Origin of the sequence: Cohnella sp. WQ 127256 (genome assembly GCF_024519285.1) — a bacterium.
Taxonomy (GTDB): Bacteria; Bacillota; Bacilli; order Paenibacillales; family Paenibacillaceae; genus Cohnella.
Genome location: NZ_JAMZCY010000003.1, coordinates 202,028 through 222,802 on the forward strand (window position 1 = coordinate 202,028; position 20,775 = coordinate 222,802).

19 protein-coding genes are annotated in these 20,775 nt (G+C 45.7%); 13 read left to right on the forward strand and 6 right to left on the reverse strand.

The annotated features are described in order from the left end of the window. Nucleotides 1-111: 111 nt before the first annotated feature. A complete protein-coding gene (locus M1K58_RS11080; protein WP_256758912.1) occupies nucleotides 112-639 on the forward strand; it encodes a TQO small subunit DoxD in 528 nt (175 codons plus the stop codon). 86 nt (nucleotides 640-725) lie between these two features. Here M1K58_RS11080 and M1K58_RS11085 read toward each other — a convergent pair whose 3' ends face one another. Next, nucleotides 726-1,280, reverse strand: a complete 555-nt coding sequence (locus M1K58_RS11085; protein WP_256758913.1) for a PadR family transcriptional regulator — start codon at nucleotides 1,278-1,280, stop codon at nucleotides 726-728. 128 nt (nucleotides 1,281-1,408) lie between these two features. On the opposite strand from M1K58_RS11085, the gene M1K58_RS11090 reads away from it, so the two are divergent. The 5 genes from M1K58_RS11090 (at nucleotide 1,409) to M1K58_RS11110 (ending at nucleotide 6,939) form a co-directional block, all read left to right on the forward strand. Beyond that, nucleotides 1,409-2,869, forward strand: a complete 1,461-nt coding sequence (locus M1K58_RS11090; protein ID WP_256758914.1) for a DHA2 family efflux MFS transporter permease subunit — start codon at nucleotides 1,409-1,411, stop codon at nucleotides 2,867-2,869. Between the two features lie 146 nt (nucleotides 2,870-3,015). Then, a complete protein-coding gene (locus M1K58_RS11095) occupies nucleotides 3,016-3,696 on the forward strand; it encodes a queuosine precursor transporter (protein ID WP_256758915.1) in 681 nt (226 codons plus the stop codon). 136 nt (nucleotides 3,697-3,832) lie between these two features. Continuing rightward, nucleotides 3,833-4,369 (forward strand): RNA polymerase sigma factor, encoded by a 537-nt coding sequence (locus tag M1K58_RS11100; protein ID WP_256758916.1) that lies wholly within the window; start codon nucleotides 3,833-3,835, stop codon nucleotides 4,367-4,369. Beyond that, complete coding sequence (locus M1K58_RS11105) at nucleotides 4,344-4,694, forward strand: hypothetical protein (protein ID WP_256758917.1); 351 nt, start codon at nucleotides 4,344-4,346, stop codon at nucleotides 4,692-4,694. The genes M1K58_RS11100 and M1K58_RS11105 overlap by 26 nt, the downstream gene beginning before the upstream one ends. Next, nucleotides 4,672-6,939: a carboxypeptidase-like regulatory domain-containing protein gene (locus M1K58_RS11110; RefSeq protein ID WP_256758918.1), complete on the forward strand. Its 2,268-nt coding sequence runs from the start codon at nucleotides 4,672-4,674 to the stop codon at nucleotides 6,937-6,939. Before M1K58_RS11105 ends, M1K58_RS11110 begins: the two co-directional genes overlap by 23 nt. Before the next feature lie 54 nt (nucleotides 6,940-6,993). Here M1K58_RS11110 and M1K58_RS11115 read toward each other — a convergent pair whose 3' ends face one another. Beyond that, entirely contained in the window at nucleotides 6,994-8,277 is a 1,284-nt protein-coding gene (locus tag M1K58_RS11115) for an extracellular solute-binding protein (RefSeq protein ID WP_256758919.1), read from the reverse strand. Between the two features lie 2 nt (nucleotides 8,278-8,279). After that, nucleotides 8,280-9,533: an ABC transporter substrate-binding protein gene (locus tag M1K58_RS11120; protein ID WP_256758920.1), complete on the reverse strand. Its 1,254-nt coding sequence runs from the start codon at nucleotides 9,531-9,533 to the stop codon at nucleotides 8,280-8,282. Nucleotides 9,534-9,761: 228 nt separating this feature from the next. On the opposite strand from M1K58_RS11120, the gene M1K58_RS11125 reads away from it, so the two are divergent. Together M1K58_RS11125 and M1K58_RS11130 are read left to right on the forward strand one after the other, a co-directional pair. Then, on the forward strand, nucleotides 9,762-10,937 hold the full coding sequence (locus tag M1K58_RS11125) for an MFS transporter (protein ID WP_256759037.1): 1,176 nt from the start codon (nucleotides 9,762-9,764) through the stop codon (nucleotides 10,935-10,937). A gap of 309 nt (nucleotides 10,938-11,246) precedes the next feature. Continuing rightward, on the forward strand, nucleotides 11,247-11,918 hold the full coding sequence (locus tag M1K58_RS11130) for a BsuPI-related putative proteinase inhibitor (RefSeq protein ID WP_256758921.1): 672 nt from the start codon (nucleotides 11,247-11,249) through the stop codon (nucleotides 11,916-11,918). Between the two features lie 119 nt (nucleotides 11,919-12,037). On the opposite strand, the gene M1K58_RS11135 is transcribed toward M1K58_RS11130, so the two are convergent. After that, nucleotides 12,038-13,381: an ABC transporter permease gene (locus M1K58_RS11135; protein WP_256758922.1), complete on the reverse strand. Its 1,344-nt coding sequence runs from the start codon at nucleotides 13,379-13,381 to the stop codon at nucleotides 12,038-12,040. Continuing rightward, on the reverse strand, nucleotides 13,368-14,087 hold the full coding sequence (locus M1K58_RS11140; RefSeq protein ID WP_256758923.1) for an ABC transporter ATP-binding protein: 720 nt from the start codon (nucleotides 14,085-14,087) through the stop codon (nucleotides 13,368-13,370). Before M1K58_RS11140 ends, M1K58_RS11135 begins: the two co-directional genes overlap by 14 nt. Nucleotides 14,088-14,260: 173 nt before the next feature. On the opposite strand from M1K58_RS11140, the gene M1K58_RS11145 reads away from it, so the two are divergent. After that, entirely contained in the window at nucleotides 14,261-16,108 is a 1,848-nt protein-coding gene (locus M1K58_RS11145; RefSeq protein WP_256758924.1) for a glycoside hydrolase family 9 protein, read from the forward strand. Between the two features lie 122 nt (nucleotides 16,109-16,230). Further along, nucleotides 16,231-17,028 (forward strand): hypothetical protein, encoded by a 798-nt coding sequence (locus M1K58_RS11150; RefSeq protein ID WP_256758925.1) that lies wholly within the window; start codon nucleotides 16,231-16,233, stop codon nucleotides 17,026-17,028. 123 nt (nucleotides 17,029-17,151) lie between these two features. Here the strand turns inward: M1K58_RS11150 and M1K58_RS11155 are convergent, their stop codons facing one another. Beyond that, entirely contained in the window at nucleotides 17,152-18,024 is an 873-nt protein-coding gene (locus M1K58_RS11155; protein ID WP_256758926.1) for a VOC family protein, read from the reverse strand. A gap of 149 nt (nucleotides 18,025-18,173) precedes the next feature. On the opposite strand from M1K58_RS11155, the gene M1K58_RS11160 reads away from it, so the two are divergent. From M1K58_RS11160 to M1K58_RS11170, 3 genes are all read left to right on the forward strand, one after another. Continuing rightward, complete coding sequence (locus tag M1K58_RS11160) at nucleotides 18,174-19,097, forward strand: S66 peptidase family protein (RefSeq protein ID WP_256758927.1); 924 nt, start codon at nucleotides 18,174-18,176, stop codon at nucleotides 19,095-19,097. Nucleotides 19,098-19,217: 120 nt separating this feature from the next. After that, nucleotides 19,218-19,811, forward strand: coding sequence for a beta-class carbonic anhydrase (locus tag M1K58_RS11165; RefSeq protein WP_256758928.1), 594 nt, complete (start codon nucleotides 19,218-19,220; stop codon nucleotides 19,809-19,811). Next, a complete protein-coding gene (locus tag M1K58_RS11170) occupies nucleotides 19,808-20,752 on the forward strand; it encodes an aldo/keto reductase (protein ID WP_256758929.1) in 945 nt (314 codons plus the stop codon). Before M1K58_RS11165 ends, M1K58_RS11170 begins: the two co-directional genes overlap by 4 nt. Nucleotides 20,753-20,775: the final 23 nt, after the last annotated feature.

Genomic DNA, 20,775 nt, shown 5'->3' on the forward strand with positions numbered 1-20,775 from the left:
CCATTTATTATGTGATTTATTTCACATTCAAACAATGAAATCAGGTGCATACTGAGGTTGTAGCAAACAAGCAAACACATAAGAACCTAGAATGAATGGGAGATGACCAGTATGGTTATGAAATTTATTAAAGAAAATGTATGGGCTGCAGTAGCTCTAACTTTAGTTCGAATTTATCTGGGGTGGCAGTGGCTGGATGCAGGCTGGCATAAGCTTACAGGTAGTGACGCTTTCAGTGCAGCGGGCTTCTTGAAAAATGCGACAACAAACCCGGTAGCGGATAAAGCGACGAAAGAAGCAATCTACCCGACGTATACAGCATTTTTAGAACATTTTGCATTGCCGAATGTAAAACTTATTAACTTCTTGATTCCAGTGGGCGAATTCCTAGTTGGACTAGGACTTATCATTGGGGGCTTGACGGCAGCGGCAGCATTCTTCGGGATATTAATGAACTTCCTGTTCTTGTTTAGTGGTACAGTATCGACTAACCCTTGGCTCTTGCTTCTTGGCATTATCATCTTCATTGCAGGTACGAATGCCGGTAAATTTGGTCTAGACTATTTCTTACTCGGATGGATTCGCAAAGGATGGACTAAGCTGACAGGACGAGGCGGGGATACGAAAATAGCAGCTTAAACGTAATGCTGCTCAATCGAAATAGCAATAACAAAAGGCTGATCTTCCTCCTTGTGAGGTAGATCAGCCTTTTGAACTGTTTAATCCTATTCGTTATCTGCAGGAATGACCTTGAGTACCCATGTACACCATTCGATGTTCGTCTTACAGCTCATAAGCGCTTTATTGAGTAGGATGTAAGCGCCAAGGTAAGGGGATTGATAGGAGGGAATTTCTCCTTCATTGACACCGCTTTTTTTAAGGATATGAGTTATTTTCTCCTCGTAGCGCTGTAACTTAATATGATAATACTCCAGACGGGAGACAAATAGCTTTCGAGAAATTGCAGGATCAACGAAAGAGAGGCAATACGCTTTAATCATTAATTCATCCCGCAAGACCGGATCAGAGGCAGGCACGGATAACCATTCACGAAGGGAATCGATTCCTTTCTCCGTAATGGTATACACCTTCTTATCAGGCTTGTCAGTTTGGGCAACTAATTCAAAGGTGACCTGCTCCTCTTTCTCTAAGTTAGAGAGAAGGGGATAGATCTGGCTATGCTTCGCAGGCCAGAAGGGCTGGAGCTTAAGCATTAAATCATATCCTGATAAATGAGAGTGCGAGAGTAAGCTCAATAAACCGTATGCAAGTGTGTTCATTTGTACATTTCAATCCTCCGTGGGATGTAAACTTTGACAGGGTGGGAATAAAGTAGTAATATTACTTGCTTGATCTAGTTATATGTAAAAAGAGACATACAATCAATGGAGGATGTGGAGAAGGTTTTATGAGTAATACGAACGAGAAGCAAATACGTTTCTGGCCAATTATGGCTGCTATTTTTATCGGGTCTTTCTTATGCGTTTTAGCGTCAGCTACCATTAATCTCGCATTAGAAATTTTAACGGATCATTTCGACACCACTCTAAGCTCTGTACAATGGACTTTAACTGGATTTATGTTGGCGATGGGGACAACTGCACCGGTTGTTGGCTATTTAGGTGAGAGATTTAGCTATCGTAGATTATATCTGTTCTCATTAGTTGGATTTACAGTAGCATCAGGATTATGCGCCGCTGCTTGGAACGAACAATCTCTGATCTTCTTTCGAGTGCTGCAAGGAGCCTTTAGCGGATTAATCATTCCGGCGACTATGTCCATTATCTATCAGATCATTCCTCGCGACAAGCAAGCGATGGCCATTGCCTTGTGGGGACTGTCCGCGATGCTGGCACCCGCGTTCGGCCCAACGATTAGCGGTTGGATTTTGCAAAACTTTGATTGGCAGTGGTTGTTCTTAATGAATATCCCCATTGGAATCATTGCGATTGTATGTGTGTATGCTTATATTCCTTATTATCGACTTAATATACCGAAAAGCTTTGATGGGTTTGGTTTTATTACCGTAGTCCTAAGCAGTACTTCCCTATTGCTAGCCCTTGGTCAAGGACACACTTGGGGCTGGGACTCCATGAAGGTTAGACTCCTGCTCATTGGTGGAGCGTTTATGCTGGTGTTATTCATATGGCGGGAGCTTACAGCCAAGACACCATTGCTTAATCTGCGTGTATTCAAGAACGTCAGATTCACCTTAAATACAATTATTGCCAACATTATCACAATTAGCTTATATTCTGGCACATTGCTGACGCCGATATTCTTACAAAGGATTCAACACGTATCCGCTATGGATACGGGATTGATCTTATTACCGGCTTCACTTGTTATGGCGCTCGCCATGCCATTCGTCGGAAAGCTGTATAGTATCGTAGGCCCCCGTTGGTTGATGTCAGTGGGAATCTTATTGCTAACACTGGGTACATTGACATTAAGCTGGTTAAGCCTCGATGTTCCTCATTCGTATATCGTATGGTGGATGATTGTACGGAACTTGGGGATTGCACTTGTCGTTATGCCTTCCAGTAATGCTAGTATGGAGCAAATTCCTCCTGAGCTATCTGGTCACGCATCGGCCATCTCGAACTGGACGCGGAACGTCTTTGGATCGTTCGCGATCGCGATCTTTACGACGCTGCTTGCATCACGTTCCATTGATCATGCCGCATCCTTGATGAAGGCAGGGGACACGAACGAGCTCCATATCGGAATGATGTCCTTTACGATGAGCGTTAACGATGTATATCTTATCGCAACCTTCGTAGCTGTAGCTGCATTGCCTTTAAGCTTGCTCATCGGTAAGATTAAACAGCCTGTTGTTGCTGCTAAGGAAGAGCGCATATCCGCATAATTGTTAATATCTGATTGGAGTCGGTCAGGCTAGGAAATAATTCCTAGTCTGGCCGACTCCTTTTGTATGCTATAATTAGGCGTTTGCTCCGCAAAGCGGAGCCGCGGTTCGCAAACTCCCGCGTCAACAAAACTAGGAGGATGGTTATGTTTAATCTGGGTTGGGGCGTTTTATTCGTCCTAGTCAACTTTGCGTTGTTCCTGATCTGCTATCGATTGTTCGGTAAGCAGGGGCTGTATGCCTGGATCGCAGCGGCGGTTGTACTCGCCAACATTCAAGTGCTCAAGACGATCGGAATGTTCGGATTCGTCATGACGCTTGGTAACACGATGTATGGGACGATTTATCTCACGACGGACTTACTGAATGAGAAATACGGTGAGAAGGAAGCGAAGAAAGCGGTATGGTTTGGATTCTTCTTCTTGCTCATGTCTACGGCAATCATGCAGATGGTGCTCGTATTCCAGCCGCAAGAGACTGATTTCGGGCAGCCTGCGCTTCAGGCGATATTCGGGTTAGCCCCACGTATCGCTCTAGCTAGTCTGACAGCTTATTTCGTCAGCCAGTTTCTCGATGTTAAGCTATTCAGTAAGCTTAAAGTGAAGTATCCGACACGAAGCCAGCTGTGGATTCGTAACAATGGAAGTACAGGTGTAAGCCAATTGGTAGACACGCTGATCTTCTGCTCTATTGCTTTTATTGGGGAATACACCTGGAATGTATGGTGGGAAATTGCAATCACGACTTATGTTCTTAAATTTGTCATCTCAGTTGCTTCGACGCCGGTTATTTATTGGGCTAGAAGCTTTAAGGTGAATAACGAATAGCTGAAATTAAACCGGCTCTACAAGTGTAATCGACTTGTGGGTCGGTTTTTTTTATCATTACAATGCAACCTGATCGGGGTTAGACGCATCATAATAAGTGGGAGAGGGGGGAGCCAATCTGGATGTCATTAAGAGGTTGCTAGAGAAGGATGAAACTGCGCTGCAGGAGCTGATCGTGCAATATGGGGATGAGCTACAGCGGACGGCCTATTTGATTGTTAAGGATGAGCAAGCTGCAGAAGAGGCTGTGATGGATACGTTTGTTCAGGCGTACAACAAGATTGGCCAGCTTAAACAGCCGGCTAAGCTTAGAAGCTGGCTCCTCCGAATCGTCATTAATCAGTGTCGAATGAGAGTGCGAACTTGGAGCTGGAGGAACATGCTTCCTTTTGCCTATATGGATCCCGTTATTGAAGAAACGGAGCCTGGCCCAGAAGATTATTTCTTCGCAAAGTGGCGTAATACGCAATTGAGTACTGCCATTCATGGTTTGGACTATAAGTATCGGGAAGTCATTACGCTGTATTACTATAACGGTCTATCTATAACGGAAATAGCAGATCAGCTTGGAAGTAAGGAGAATACGATCAAAGCACGATTAGCTCGAGGGCGAATACAGCTTAGAAAAAGATTGGAGGGGGATGGAGATGAAGCTAGAGCAGGAGTTTATTAAGGAGCAATTGGATGAAGAGCTTGGGGAAATGCGATTTTCCAAGGGTGTAGAAGTGTTAGAGCGGACCCATCCCCGTACATGGCGCACGCGCTGGAAGGCTTTGTGGAACAAAGAACTCGAATTGCCGATCTTGCCTGTGGGGATTGGAGTTGCGATTATTTTAGCGGTTGTAATGATTAATCAACTCGGGGATGCTCAAGAGGGAATTGACGCCTCGATTACGAATCAGAAGCAACGGCAGCTGATCGAGGCTGGGGGGAACACGTATTGGAAGGATGAATTCGAGAAGGCGGTGGGTTCGGTTGAAGGTGACCATAAAGGTTAAGCATCTTGTTACGGCTCTTTTCTTCATCAGCGCACTTCTAATGTTGCTTTTCTTCGTTGTTTTCCCCAAGCTTCAGGTATATCATGCGCAAAAAGGTTACGAGCAGGGGAGCCTTCATGGAAAGGAAAACTTGCTTGCTGTTATAGATAAGTCTTCGAAAGCTCAGAAGTGGGAGCTTATTCGTACAAATATGATCGAGAGCGGCACAGATTCGGCGGTTCACGGATTCGATGTAGTCGTTGGAGCTCATGGCTCAGTGATGGCAAATTCTACAACGGGTGAGAGTCGGAACTGGGCTTGGGAAGATAAGCTCCCCTACTTGGAAGCTTATTTATTAGAAGGTCCACCAGACGGATATTTGGTTCGCGCAGCTAAACAGTTAGCCTTCTATTATGGCAGTGAAAATAAGGTGGACCAAGCGCTAGATGCTTTGGAAAAAGCAGAGAAACGACTTGGAGGCAATTATAGCGGTCAGAAGCGAGAGCTTAAGCTAGAGCAAGCAAGGCTATACGCCAAATATGACGAGATTGGCAATGTCGATCAAATATTGAATGAATTAACGAAGCAGCTTAGCCCGAATGCGATGGACGACTTTAATGGCGAGGTAGCACAGCTTAAGGCTCAAATTCTGATCCGTAAGGGTGATGTTAGTAGTGCAGTTAAAGAAGTTAGCAGGGAAATAGAAGCGCTTAAAAAGGCGAAAGCGGAAGAGCTTGAGAAATTCCCGGAAATGGGTGACTTCACCCCGGCAAAGCTGGAGCAATTGACATCGCTTAAAGGTATGCTTGAAAATGCATTGGAGCATGATGAAGATTCTAGCTCGACTGTGTCGGGAACCATTACACGAAGCGATGGTACTCCGATGGCACGAATCGGCGTGTATCTTCGTGGCGAGAAAGATGTTTATCATAGTGTGACGGAGGGTGAACCGTATCAAATGTTGACTGATGCTCAGGGACGTTACGAATTTAAGGGAGTGCTCCCTGGGAGCTACGAGCTGTATATCGGGCTGTTATTCGATCAAATTAATGGCTGGACATGGCCGACTTTGGATGAGGACTGGATTGATGTTGGGCAAGGACAAAGCTTAATATCAAATATCGTATTGCATCCTCTACTGGAAATTCAATCACCGATCAATCAGCAGGTCATTACTGGAAAAACCATTTCCTTCCAGTGGGGGCCGGTTGAAGGAGCTGCTTATTATCAGTTGAGTGGAACAGTGCCGATAGAGAATGGGTCGTTCGGGACCGTACTTCGTATGGATATCAAGGATAATCATATCGAAATGCCAGTCGAGGAGCTCTATGATCATGGATCTGGTATTTCATACAAAACAGTAGATGACAAGGAGATCGTTGATGGCTCAATGCTGCTAGGCTTCGCTAATCCGAACAAGAGGTTCAGTTGGAGTGTGGAAGCTTTCAACGCGCAAGGTAGACCGATAACGAAGAGTAACGGCTATCGCTTGAACGAGAATACACTTGGGAATTTACCTTTTTTCTATTTGCAGGAGCGGACATTAACCGAAGCAGATCAATTGCTGCTGAATGACCAGCTGGATGAAGCAATGGCCGTATACAAGAAGTCGTATGAGGACAATAATGAAGATCGTCATAGCCTGCGCATGATTGTAAAACTATATGAAGCTCTGGAATCGTCTGGAAATAATAGGGGGATGAGCGAGGAAGCACTTCCCTATATTAAGCAAATGGTAGAGGTTAATCCGAATGAGAGATACATCTTCATGTTATTCAACTATTACAAGGAGAAGAAGGAATGGTCGCAGGTCGATCGGTACTATAAACGTTTGGTTGAAGCACGCAAGGGTAAGATTGAAAGCTATACTCAGTCTATTTACGGAACTGCACTTATGAAACAAAGACGGTTTAAGGAAGCAGCCGTCGAACTAGCAGAAGCGATGACTGAAGATCGGTCTCATCGGTTTATCGGCAATTATGTGGCAGTGGAGCTCTATTTAAATGAGACTTACGATTCGGCTATGAAGCTGGCGGATCAATATCCAGAACGAGCCCCATTCGAGCAGGGAAACCCGAATTGGAGACAGCTTATCCAAGGGTTAAAGCAAGAAGGTAGCTCGATTGGTGGGAGCTATACGAAGGAATTAAAGATGACGTTGGAGGCTTATTTCGACGAGAATCAGGATCAGTTAGATAAGTGGATGTCCACGACCAACCTAACGGCTATGAAAGCACTAATTAACGCTTTATTGAAGGTGAGCTAATACACAGAAGAGCCATTCGCCATGCACACGGCATCGGATGGCTCTTCTGTGTATTTACTGCTTCTTCGCATCAATGGCTTGTTGGCCCTTAAGCTCGATTTCCGCCAAAGCTTCCTCAATGGTCATGTCACCCTGAATGGCTGCTTCTATAATAGGTTGGGCAGTATCATGAAAGGCGTTCACAATTTCATGATCAAGCCATAGATAAGGATCAGGATTGTCGGGATTAGCTTCCAGCCTATATAAGGGAGAGAGGTCATCTTTACCAGGAATAGGCTGGGTGAATTCTGTGATGACAGGTATTCCGCGGTTCTGATAATTGGTCATGTAACGAGTGTTTTCCGCATCGGATATCATAAATTTAAGTAGTTTCCAGGCTTCCTCTGGGTGAGTGGAATCGGCAGAAATACCAAAAATCTCGTGGATACTGTAGCCTCGGGAGCGCTCAGGCTGTCCAGGATCGATTGGTGGTGTGGTGAGTCCCCAATTTATAGCATCGGCGACTTCCATTTTTGCGAACTGCTCATAGTTATAGGCAGATCCAAGATTGCCTATGGTCATGGCAGCTTGTCCGGTCAGGAAGGGAGGATTGCCTGCATCATTTTCTGCAAAAAAAGAACCTGAACGAAATGCTTCTATCGCATCCTTCAATAAGGCTTGCCATCGATCCGTATTGATCGTAACTTGAAGAGATTGCGGCTGAATATAGGATAAACCCTCGGTTCGACCTGCTTCCATTAAATATTTCATTACTGTGCGAGGGTTATTGTCAAATTGCAACCCATACAAGGGCTTGCCGTCAGCAGTCTCCTTCGGAAATCTCATCGAGAGTGCATAAATACCCTTCCAGCTTAATCCTTCAGTAGGTAGGGCAACCCCGTATTTGGTGAACAGATCTTTATTATAAAATAACCCTATCCCCTCAAAGGTAGGAGAAACGCCATACAATTCGCCGTTATCCGCAACGGATTTCAGTAATGTCGCCATAATGGGAGAAATCTTGAGCAGCTCTTCGTCACGGTCTTGTTGAAACCGGAAGGCAAGGGATAGTAATTTACCATCGGCAATCTGTTGCTTGTAATCAGACATCAGCTGCATATACCGGATGTCCGCATCTTTGCCAGGATCCGCAGCTTCCCAGTCGTAAGGAACGACTTGAATTTGGATGTGTGGGTATTTCTTCTCGTAGCCAAAGCCGTAATCTCTATAAAATTGTTGGACAGAAGGATAGCTAACTTTGAGGATAACTGGCTCCACTTGCGCTGAGCTTTGACAGCCCCATAAACTAAACAAAGTGCATATAAGCAAGATAAGAACGAGCAAATGTTTGAAACGCATCATCATTCCTCCGTCGATTTAGGGGCTTCGGATTGGAGCAGTAGCTCTGCTTGCTTCTGAAGCTTGTCCAGATCAGCCATCGTAATCGGTCCTGTGCCGGCGATAAGTTCATCAAGCGTTTGCGCAGCTAGTTCACGTAAGTAATCTGGCAGGGATGTGGGATTTGAGAGCAAAGGACGCAGTTGGTGAAAAACAGAACGGTGCTTCTTCTCCTCTGCATTGTTACCCAACTGATCTAATAAGGTGGAATACCCATACTCATCCCCACTTACCCACTTGGCTGCTCGGTCAGACAGCATAAATTGCATCACTTCCCAAGCATCATCGGAATTGGATGAGCTCTGTGGGATTGCATAATAGCCTTGAGCCCTTAGACTATCGGAGACATCCGGGTGAGCAGGGTTTATGGGTACGGTAATGAGATCCCATTGGAAATCGGCTACCAATTGCTCTAGTTGCTTAAATTGATCGCTGTGCACCATTACCATAGCGCGATCTCCAGTATGGAAAGGGCTTTGATTAATGTCGTCGAACAGAACATTCCCATTCCTCAGTGGCTCAATAGCAGAATTCCATATGTTCAGCCAAGAATCAGTATTGAAGGTAACTGTTCGGGTTTCTTCATTATAGAGTTGGAGATCTAGATCATAGCCCATCTCTTGGATCCAAAGCCAAGCATCCTTATCAGTGAAAGATAGCCCATGAGGGAAACGTTGAGCGAGTATAGTTAGATCATTCCAGCTCATACCGCTAGTCGGATGATCAACGTGAGCTTGATCAAACATCGTCTTGTTATAAGCGATTGCAGTTCCATAGAACGTTGGAGGTAATCCGTAAAAGATCCCATTCCCATAAAGTCTTGTCAATTCCATCACTTCAGGAACTCTGTTATCGAGAGAAAAGTCGTCTCCTTCTATGTAAGGCTCTAATGGCTTTAATTGTCCCTGGTCTATGAACGACTGGAATAAGTGCGAGGGGATATAGAGTAGGTCTACTTGGTGCTGCTGCATCCATTCCTGAACGGTTGCTTGTCCGCGATACAGATCCTTCATTGGGACAATATTGTACCTTAACTTGGGGTATTGGCGTTGGAGGATATTCGCATATCTTTGCTCGAAGTCTTCCTCAGATAAGTAACCAATGTTTAATGTGACATTTTCTTTTTCTACTAATGGAATAGCTTTAGGGCTGCTACACCCGGTAAGGACTACAGGTAACAAAAAGAATGCAAACAAAATCATGGCGAATGTCCTCATTCGACACACCTCTTCCAAATTTGACCTTTTTTCATATTACATGATAGATTGTGCAATTCTAATTAATATTTTTTAATGTATCCCCTTACATTACCAATTGGATTCTTGACTTCAAGGTGCTCCGATTCTACACTTGTTAGTCATAGGTGTTATAGCAACGGAGGGAATACTTTGGCTTCAATAGCAGGACCCAAAAGCGTGAATTCAAACCCGGCAGTGAAAACGGTAATGCCTGTATTGCTTGCTATTAGTGTCGTTCATATGCTGAACGATTCCATGCAAGCGGTCGTACCGGCGTTGTATCCGATACTGGAAGAATCTCTAAACCTGTCGTTGGCGCAGGTCGGCTGGATCGGATTTATGCTGAATATGACTTCATCCGTCATGCAACCCGTAGTTGGTGCATATTCGGATCGTCGCTCGTTGCCCAATATGCTCCCGATCGGAATGGGTCTTAGCATGATCGGAATGGTTGGTATCGCCTTTGCCCCACAGTTCTGGTATTTGTTATTGGCAGTCGTGTTCATCGGCTTAGGCTCTGCGATCTTTCATCCCGAGGGATCTCGGGTCGTGTATTTCGCGGCTGGGGGCAAACGAGGCTTCGCACAATCTGTCTACCAAGTTGGTGGGAATGCCGGAAGCTCCTTAGCTCCGCTCATGACAGCACTCATCTTTGTTCCTCTTGGTCAATTTGGAGCGATATGGGGAACGCTATTCGCAGGATTTGGGATTGCTGTTCTACTCGGGCTGCTGCCTTGGTATAAACGTAAGCTTGCAGAGTGGGAAGCACAGCGAGCACAAGCAGCGTCAGGCAAAGCGGGTTCGACTGTCGTTGAGAAGATGAGTCATCCTCGGGTTAAATTTGCAATGGGAATGCTTGTATTTCTCGTGTTTGCCCGCTCTTGGTACCATGCTGGCATTAGTAGCTTCTATCAGTTTTATCTCAAAGAGCATTACAGCTTAACAACCCAGCAAGCGCAAATTCCGGTGTTCCTGTTTCTAGCTGCGGGTGTGCTTGGCACTTATTTTGGTGGGGTCTTGGCGGATAAACTAGGCTTGAAAAACATGATCGTGTTTTCTATAGCAGGAGCTGCTCCGATCGCACTTATCCTGCCCCATCTCCCTCTGTTCTGGGTATATCCGGTTATCGCGTTGCTCGGATTTGTCATTTTATCTGGCTTCTCGGTCAGTGTCGTCTATGCGCAGTTCCTCATGCCCGCGAACGTAGGTATGGCATCGGGATTGACGACTGGTTTAGCCTTCGGTATGGGAGCCATCGGAGGGGTTGCGCTTGGTAATGCTGCCGATGTATTCGGATTATCCGACGTCATGCTCGTGTGTAGCTTCCTTCCGTTAGTTGGATTATTCGCTCTATTGCTTCCGTCAGATCGAAAGAAGTCGTAAATCGTAAATCGTAAATCGTAAATCGTAAATCGTAAATCGTAAATCGTAAATCGTAAATCGTAATCACCCTCTAATATTGCAATCGGCGGGAATAAGTCCGCGTGATGGACTTATCTAAGCGAAAGTCGCTCAAACGCCGAGAATTGGCGCGACAGTCGGAAATCCACTCGCAATAAACCCGCGAGGCGGTACTAAAAACTATTATGGCTATCTACCGAAAGACCGACAGAGGTCTGACGGTTTTTTTTATTTCTGCAATATGGAACATTTTGGGGATGATCGCCGTCATAGAAAATGAGGTGATTGTGTATGACAAAGTTTCGATGCTTATTAATCTTTGGATTTAGCCTGTTGTTGCTCGTCGGATGTACGAATGTATCAAACGATGCAAAGGCAGAAAGCTTTACTCCTGAAGTTATAGTTAAAGACAGTATTTCAACTAAAGATAGTAATCCCATATTGGAAACGAAAGTCATTCTTTCGCACAGGGAGGGCAGTATACAACCTAGCGAAAAAGTGATTATTAATCCTGATATCGCAAAAGGGCTAATCGAAAAGAAAGAGAATCAGTCTAAATCCGTCAAAGGGTTATTTAAAACTACACTGGAGGCGGCAATTGTAAATGAAGGAGTAAAGATTAATTTTTCCCTTCAAAATATTTCTGGTAGGAATCTTGAGATTGTATTCGGTTCGGGGCAGCAGTACGATATTTTTGCTTACAATGATCAGGATGTAGAGGTTTATAAGTGGTCAACTCAATACGCATTTACTCAAGCTTTGATGAAGATGGATATTAAAAAGGGCGGAAAGCTTACTTATAACGAATATTGGGACTTTAAAGATAATGATGGAAACGAAGTTGTAGAGGGGGTTTATAAAATAAAGGTAGTAATCGTTGATCTTAAAATAGAAGGATTGGAGGTTAGTCCTGAGCAATTAAGCGCCGCCTGTGAACTAGCAATAGGGGATGTCCATAGTTAGGTACTATCGAAATGTGGGAGCATTCGATGTGGACGTTCTGAAGGGAAAAAACCTAGAAGGATCACGGAACGTAGCCCTTCTAGGTTTTTGTAGCAATGTCTTTAAGTTTCTATAGGTGTCTATAAATCTCTTCTAAGCGCCCGAAGCACGTCAATGCGCGTAGCCCGTTTGGCTGGACGCGAGCCTGATAGCAGGGCGACTGCAAGAGAGATGAGGCAGGAGATAATCGCCAGGTAAGGCGGAATCCAAGAGAAAATGAAGTCCTGCGGTACTTTCTCATCCATGAAACCTTCAATAATTAGTGGCAGTCCGGCATTAACGGCGATGGAAATGATATAAGCCACTATCGTTCCAATGGCTGCACCGAGTAGCCCAATCATACTGCTCTCAATGAGGAATATTCTTCGAATGGCAGAGGGGTGAGCCCCAATCGCTTTCATGATTCCAATATCTTGAGCGCGTTCGGTTACAGCCATCGTCATCGTATTAAAGATCCCAATCGAGGCGATCAATACGGCGATGGTGCCAACGAACAATAGACCGATTTTCATAATAAGGAAAACAAGATTAACCTGCTCCAGCTCATCAGCGATGGAATGGCTATAGTAGCCTTGAACCCGAATTTCTTCGGCAATGGCTTTAACATGATTAGCACCGTCGGCGATCGCTTGAACCTCTCTATATTGACGAGGATCCTGTAATCCGAGAGGCTCGTATCCTGCTGGATTATCTTTATTTTCCTTATCCGCGAGGATGCGCTTTTCTCCCCATTGGGTTTGGGTGAAGCTCTCGATCTCGGTTAAGATTTCGTTACCTACATATACTTTCGTGTCCGTTTGCCATTCCCGAGATGGCTTTTGACCGATTCCGACAATCGTTACTGGGATCGTCTTAGACTGCTTTGTACCGTCCTTGGCCAACTGCTCAACCTCTAGGTTCATGGTCTTGCTTAGCCACTCTTTGGCGGAAGGGGGCTCTGTGTTTGGCTTATTGCCGTCAAGAGACTCGCGAATGTTGTAGCCGACAATAACCTCGGAGCCATTTTGCGGAAGCCTTCCGGATGCTAGCGCGAAGCCAGCCTTCGCCTCGGCCACGAAATCGACATTAACGGCACCATTGCTGTTCACCGCGGTACCTTCGACGGAAGGATTTAAATTTTGCAAAATATAATTGCGATAGGTGACCGTTTTAACATGATCAATTGAGCGCAAGTACTCTATATTGGTTTGATCCATTGACGTATTTACTTGGTCCTTAGCTGCGATTCCGTAGATATCTATGGCTGTGACCATCCGGTCGCCAACGACTTTATCCACGATACTCTTCTGTAAACCAAAGCCAACGGAAGCGAGAACGATGAGGAAGGAACAGCCCATTGCTGTTGCCAGTACCGTCATGAATAAGCGAGTTTTGTTCTTCTTCATGTTCTGTCGGACAAATCTGAACTGGTCAGTGAGCTTCATAGGAGTGTATTCCTCCTTTCGCAGGAGCTGCGGTTAACAAATGTCCATCCTTCAAAGTAATGGTTCGGTTAGCAACAGAGGCCACCTGCTCATCATGTGTAATGAGCACAAAGGTCGTTCCTCGGTCTTGATTCAGATGTCGGATGAGGGCGAGCAATTGACGTTCATTGTCGCTATCTAAGCTTCCGGTAGGTTCATCCGCAAGCACAATGGGTGGATTTAACATTAAGGATCTGGCAACAGAAACCCGTTGCTGCTGTCCCCCAGACAATTCTCCTGGGTAATGACCAGCGTAATCAGCTATACCAACCTGATCGAGCATCTCCATAACACGCTTCTTGCGCTGGGATACTCCGACACCCTTGAGGACAAGTGGCAGCTCCGCATTCTCGAATGCGGTCATGCTCTGTATAAGCTGGAAGCTCTGGAACATAAAGCCGAGATGAGCCAGGCGGAAATTAGCCCATTCCCCTTCACTCATATTCGTTACGGCTTGTCCTGCCAAGTGAATGGTTCCGGATGTTGGTCTAATATAGCCAGACATGAGATTGAGTAGCGTGGATTTGCCAGAGCCACTCCGTCCGACAATAGCGACTATTTCACCTTGCTTAACCTGTAAGTCTATGTTGTGAAGTACGGGGATGACCCGTTCCTTGCCTTTTTTGCCAATGGTGAATTGATGGTTTATTTGATTCATTTCAATCATCGTGATCCCTCCGTTATGATTTGATTATACAAGTCCAATCATTAATTAAATGAAAATAACTTCTGAAGAAATCCTTAAGATTTCGGTTATTCAGAGGAAGAAGGAGTTTGGCGTGGGGCGGTCGAATAGACTTCTGATAACGTTTTCTAGATGGGAAGGGGACTTCAGTACCGATGGTGAAAAAGAGGGGTTTTGCGATGCTTATCCTCAGTATCCTAATGGGAACAACAGCGATGTTGTCAGGTTGTACTCGTAGTTCGGAGTCGAAACCAAAGGCAGTGTCATCGGTTACTACTCCTGCCATTATCTCAAGCTCGCCAACAACCTCTGCATCAGAAACAGCATCATCTATTGTCATAGACTCTGAGTTGGAATTGCGCATTCATCTTAATCAGGTTGGTTATTTGCCGGATGGACCTAAGGTCTTTGTCATTGCTGCGGATGAACCGTTCCCAGAGTTAAAGGTTAGCGTAGCGGATCGACATGATAATGAGAAGGTGGTATGGAAAGGAGTCAGTCCCGCTGCACGGCAAGATGCTGCCTCTGGAGATTGGGTATCGCAAGTGGATTTCGGTAAGCTTACAACGGAAGGCTGGTACCATATTAATGTAGCAGGAAACGAATCGTTACGCTTCTTCATCAATAAAGAAGTGTATAAGGAATTGTTCATCAATGTGGCACGCTCCTACAAGCTACAACGGTCGGGGGAAGCGATCGATGACCCGCTCATAGGACTCAAGCTGCAACCGGGACATTTGCAGGATAAAGAAGCAACACTCTTCTTCAAGGATGAGAAAGGACAGCAACCTACCCTCGATGTACATGGAGGTTGGTATGATGCAGGGGACTATGGCAAATACATCCCTGTTGCGGCCGTTACGGTCGCTCAGCTTATGCTGGCTTATGAGGTTCGTCCGGCATTTTTCGAGGGGAGGAGATTACTGCACGATAGGGAGAAGACGCATTGGAAGCCGGCGAAGGCAGCACCTGATGTGTTATCGGAAGTGAAATTTGAGCTGGACTGGATGCTTCGGATGCAGAGGGAGGATGGGGCTGTTTACCACAAAGTGAGTGGAGGGTCATTCCCTGGCTTTATTTTACCGGCTGAGGATGTGCAGGATCGTTCGATATACGGACTGTCGACATATGGCACTGCGATGTTTACGGCCGCAACGGCCATGGCTGCGCGAATTTATGAGCCGTTCGATCCGGTGTATGCGAAGAAGCTGCTGACAAGTTCGAAGAAAGCGGCAAAGTGGCTTGACGCGAATCCGGATGCTTTTTTTCGTGTGGACGAGGGTCAGAATTCGGGCTCTGGCCCTTATGAGAAGTCAAGCGATCGGGAGGAGCGCTTCTGGGCGCAGGCTGAGCTATTGAAGACGACAGGAGATCGTCGCTACGATGCTACGATACAGCGTGAATTCGCTGACCTGCAGAGTAATGAGTCAACCTTTATTAGCTGGGCTAATGCTCAATTGCTTGGTCAGTGGGCAGTCGTGACTTCATCTCTTACTCCTTCAGCAGGCAAGGAAGTGGCTACTCAAGCGATTATTAAGGCAGCGGATGGACTTGTAGATCGAGTAGGGATGGATGGCTATAGGAGCTCTCTACTCAGTAAAGAATACTCTTGGGCTTCGAACAAGAACGCATTAGCCCAGGGTGAACTCATGCTTCTAGCGAATGAGCTACAATCCAATAGAAGCTATGTGGATGGTGCTGCTGACCAGCTTCATTATGTGTTAGGTAGGAATGCGATGGGTACGAGCTACGTAACAGGGGTAGGAACGAAGTATCCCCTGCATCCCCATCACCGAATATCGGCGGCAAGTGGTATTCTCGTACCGGGATTGTTGGTAGGAGGTCCGAATCAAGATTTGAATGACCCCGTTCTGGAGAAAATGGCTAATCAAGGGCTCCCACCCGCCAAGAGCTTTGTGGATGATTTGTCCAGCTATGCAAGCAACGAATATGCGATTGATTACAATGCTCCATTGTTCTTCACTCTGGCTTTTATGGAATAACGTTCAGCAATCTTTCAGGAGGTCCTTATGTTCCACTAAGGTTTTCTTCAGCCTATTTTCATACAATTTGATAATAATGGGTGAGGTAAGGCGAGAAAATAAATGGAACAGGAGGATTTACGATGAAAAATAAGGTGAGAACGTTGGGGATTACAGCTGCTTTAGCGGTTATGATTCCAATCTCTGCTTATGCCGCAACGACATCAGGTAGCACTACGGACGCCACAAGCGTGAAGACGGAAGTGCAGGATCAGTCTTTCAAGAACGGTGGGCGCGAGGGACGCGGAGGCTTCGGCGTAGGCAGAGGTAGTGTAAGTCAAGAAGTACTCGATCTGTTGAAGCTTGATAAAGCAGCTCTGAATGAGCAAATCAAAGCAGGCGCAACACTAGCCGAAATCGCAGAGAAACAAGGCGTTTCAAGAGATAGCTTAAAAAGCGCGATGACCGCTGCTTATAATAAGAAGCTGGAAGAAAAGAAACAAGAGTACTCCACTAATCTAGATAAGGTGATCGATTCTGACCTCCAAGTGTCCAAGCCCGATGGGAAGGGCGGGGGAGCTCGTATGGGGCAGGATTTGTCTAAAGCTGCGGAGCTACTTGGACTTAGTGAAGATGAAGTGAAGGCGCAACTAAAGGCTGGTAAATCACTTGCAGATCTTGCCACTGATAAAGGCGTGGATGTACAAAAGCTGATCGATGCTCAGGTGGCTACGATAACTAGCAGCATTAACGAAGCTGTGAAAGCGGGTAAGCTAACCCAGGAGCAAGCGGACAAGCAATTGGCTGAAGTAGCTGAACGAGTTGAAAGTAGTATTAATGGCAAAGGGCCTGGCGGCGGTCGTCATCATGGCGGGGGCAAAGCTCGTGGAGTTACCGGTGAGCAGTCAACGGATGATGTTGCGAGTCCTTCTGCGTCGTAATCTTTAGTACAAAAAGGGCCGTCGTAGGAGTCTGAATAGACTTTCTGCGATGGCCCTTTCGTATGCTTAGGTCGGGCAATAAGGCGAAGGGCTTGCCCATGCTAGACATTCTCTAGTACTCATTTAGACAGCAGCTATGAGTCTGACTTCAATCCCTGAGGGATCTTTTACTGCCCACACTCCATTTTGCTCGATCAAGAGGTACCCGGCTCTTATGATGTTATCAAGGATACGCTCTAACTCCGTTGTGGAAGGAAGAATGATCGTATAATAGGCCAACCCAGTTCCGTTCGCTGGAGGCTGGGGAGCACCTATGCCTGCCCATATATTCATGCCGATATGGTGGTGATAACCTCCAGCTGAGACGAAATTGGCTCCCATCGTTTTGGACATATCGGCTACGAGATCGAATCCAAGAACATCGCAATAGAACACCTTAGACGCGGATAGCTCACTGACATGCAGATGAATATGTCCTAGGATCGTATCTGCTGATAATCCTGTCCACTCTTTATCTCCTGCCAACCTGAGTAAGCCCTCGATATCAACAGGGTCTGTCGCCATGATGTAGTTGCCTGCGGCATCCTTCATCCACTCAGAACGAGGACGGTCGCAATAGATTTCAATCCCGTTATTGTCCGGATCAGAAATATATAAAGCTTCGCTCACAAGATGATCACCCTGACCCACAGGAATGCCAGATTGTGCTAGAGTACGCAAGGATAAGCCAAGCTGTTCACGGGTCGGTACAAGAACAGCGAAATGATACAAGCCAGTCGTAGATTGTCTTGCAGTGACGACGGAATCTTTCACCTCTTCAAGGAGGAGATAAGGATTTTTCCCATCCACGCTCAACTGTGCGCTATCTCCCTCGTTACGTAACACTTGGAAACCAACCACTTCTCGGTAAAATTGAATGGACCGCTGCAGATTGCTAACTTTAAGCTTGAGTACCCCAAGTACGGTGTCTCCATGTATGGATTGAGGTTGGGACATTTGACATTCCTCCGATGCATTTTCAGTTACTTTATGTAAGTAACTATACCAAATAAATAACGATCTGTAAAACAAACTTTCCTTTAGGATATCCTATCTTCTGCCCTCATACGATTGTAATAGCGGGCAATACTGGGGAGGGGATTCGTATGGCTATTAAACCACTGGCATTGCAGCAAGGCGATACGGTGGGTATCGTAACATTGGGAAGTCCGCTTGATGCTAGCGTAATAGATGCTCGGGTCGCTTATTTGCAGTCTATGGGACTGAATGTGATATTAGGTCGTTATGTGTATGCGCAGAATGGCTATCTTGCGGGAACGGCTCAAGAACGTGCTGAGGATCTCATGAATATGTTTGCGAATAATAATGTGAGGTTGATTTTGCCGTCTCGAGGTGGAGTGGGTGTAGAAGGGATTTTACCTTATCTGGATTATGAGTATATTCGCCGGTACCCCAAAATAGTTAGCGGGTATAGCGATATTACCGTGTTATTAAATGCGTTGACCCAGTTTTCAGGTATTATAACCCTGCACAGTCTTCTGCTCATCGACTTCAAACCAAGCACACCTCCCTATAACTTCGAGCAGTTTTTTTCTGCAACCTCCTCTATTGTCGTACCGCGTAGTATTAGTAATCCACCGGGTAGACCACTCATACGAAAGGTTGCTGGATCCGTAAGTGGACCGCTTGTCGGTGGGAATTTGACTTCATTTGTTGGTTCTCTAGGCACTCCCTTTGAAGTGGATACAAGGGGGAAAATCCTGTTTCTTGAGGAAGTTCATGAGCCGGTGAATACGGTATATCGGTATGTAGAGCAGCTTAGGTTAGCTGGTAAGTTTAGCGACTGCCTCGGAATCATTATGGGCGAATGCACGGGGTGCCAAGATGCATACGGTCGCTCCTATGAGGATTTAATTAATGATTATATTGTGCCCCTCGGTAAGCCTTTGCTTACAAATTTCGCAACGGGACATGGGGTTTACAAAGCGGCAATCCCCATTGGGGCAATTGCCAACATGAACGCTAATAATGCTACAATCACTCTACTGGAGCCAGCAATACGATACTAATCTAGCAAGGGATTTTGCAATTTAAGTAAAATCGAATAAACTTAAGAGATAACTCAGTCATCTCTCAGCATTGATTACATGAATGAGATCGGTGTGAAGAGAATAAGAGGAGAGATAAAGATGACAATAGTCAGTGAAATTCTTGAGTTTAACGAACAGTTTGTGGAGCAGAAAAGGTACGAGAAATATTTAACGGATAAGTTCCCGGATAAGAAGGTTGCTATCTTAACTTGTATGGACACACGTCTATTTGAACTATTGCCCAAAGCACTTAACCTGCGTAACGGAGATGCGAAAATCATCAAAAATGCGGGTGCAATTTTGACGCAGCCATTCGGTAGTGCGATGCGAAGCATCTTGATCGCTATTCACGATATGGGTGTTAAAGAAGTACTCGTGATCGGACATCATGGTTGTGGGATGACACAACTGGATTCGGTTTCCCTTGTAGAGAAGTTCAAAGCAAATGGGATATCGGATGAGGTGTTAGATACTCTAGAAAACTCAGGTATTCGCATGGAACGTTTCTTGAGAGGCTTCGATAGTCCTGAGGACGGGGTAAAGCATAGCATTCAGATTATACGTAAGCACCCTCTTATGCCGAGCTTTGTCCCTGTTCATGGCTTCATCATGCATTCGGATACGGGTAAGCTTGAGCTTATTGATGATGGATATGCGGCAATTGAACCTTTGCGAGGGGATGAAGCGAAGTGAAGTACCGTAAGCTGGGGAAAAACGGACCTGAAATATCTGTCATCGGTTTTGGCTCATGGGCAATCGGTGGTGGGGGTTGGGCTAGTGCATGGGGAAGTCAAGACGATCAGCTATCTATCGATAGCGTGCGCGCTGCTCTAGATGCGGGTGTGAACTTCTACGATACAGCGGCCGTCTATGGACTAGGTCACTCTGAAGAAGTGATAGGACAAGCCCTTAAGAGTGATCGCGATAAGGTCATCTTAGCGACGAAATGCGGTTTAGTCTGGAATGAGGATAAAGAGGTATCGAGAAGTGGTTTGTATGAGTCAATCCTCCGCGAAGCAGATGCTTCCTTACGTCGTTTAGGTACGAATTATATCGATTTATACCAAATGCACTGGCCTGCCGAGGACGCCCCTGCTGAACAAACAATGCAGGCGATGGACAAGCTAGTGCAAGACGGGAAGGTTCGGTATGTTGGGGTTAGCAATTACGATGTTCCACTCTTGGAGAAGTCGCTAACTGTGCGCCACGTCGATTCTTTGCAACCGCCGTATTCGATTCTCAGACCCGCGATTGAGAAGGACATTCTACCTTACTGCCAAGAGAATGGAATTGGTGTAGTTGCCTACAGTCCTCTAACGTCGGGATTGTTGTCGGGCAATTACACCTACGATACCAAGTTTGAGGATGACGATTGGAGATCTCGTAATAAGGCGCATATCGGTGAAGGATTAAGGAGTAATGTGGATCGTGCGGAGAAGCTAAAGGCTATTGCAGCAAGATTCGATATCACTCTACCTCAGCTAGCTATCGCTTATGTGCTTGCACATCCAGCATTAACTAGCGCATTAGTGGGTGTAAGAAAGCCGAGTCATATTTTGAGTGTTTTAGCTGCTGTAGATGTTGAATTAGATGAAGCAACACTAGCGGAGATTCGTAATATAGCCATCGCATAGCACCTATGAAAAAGAGCCTAGAT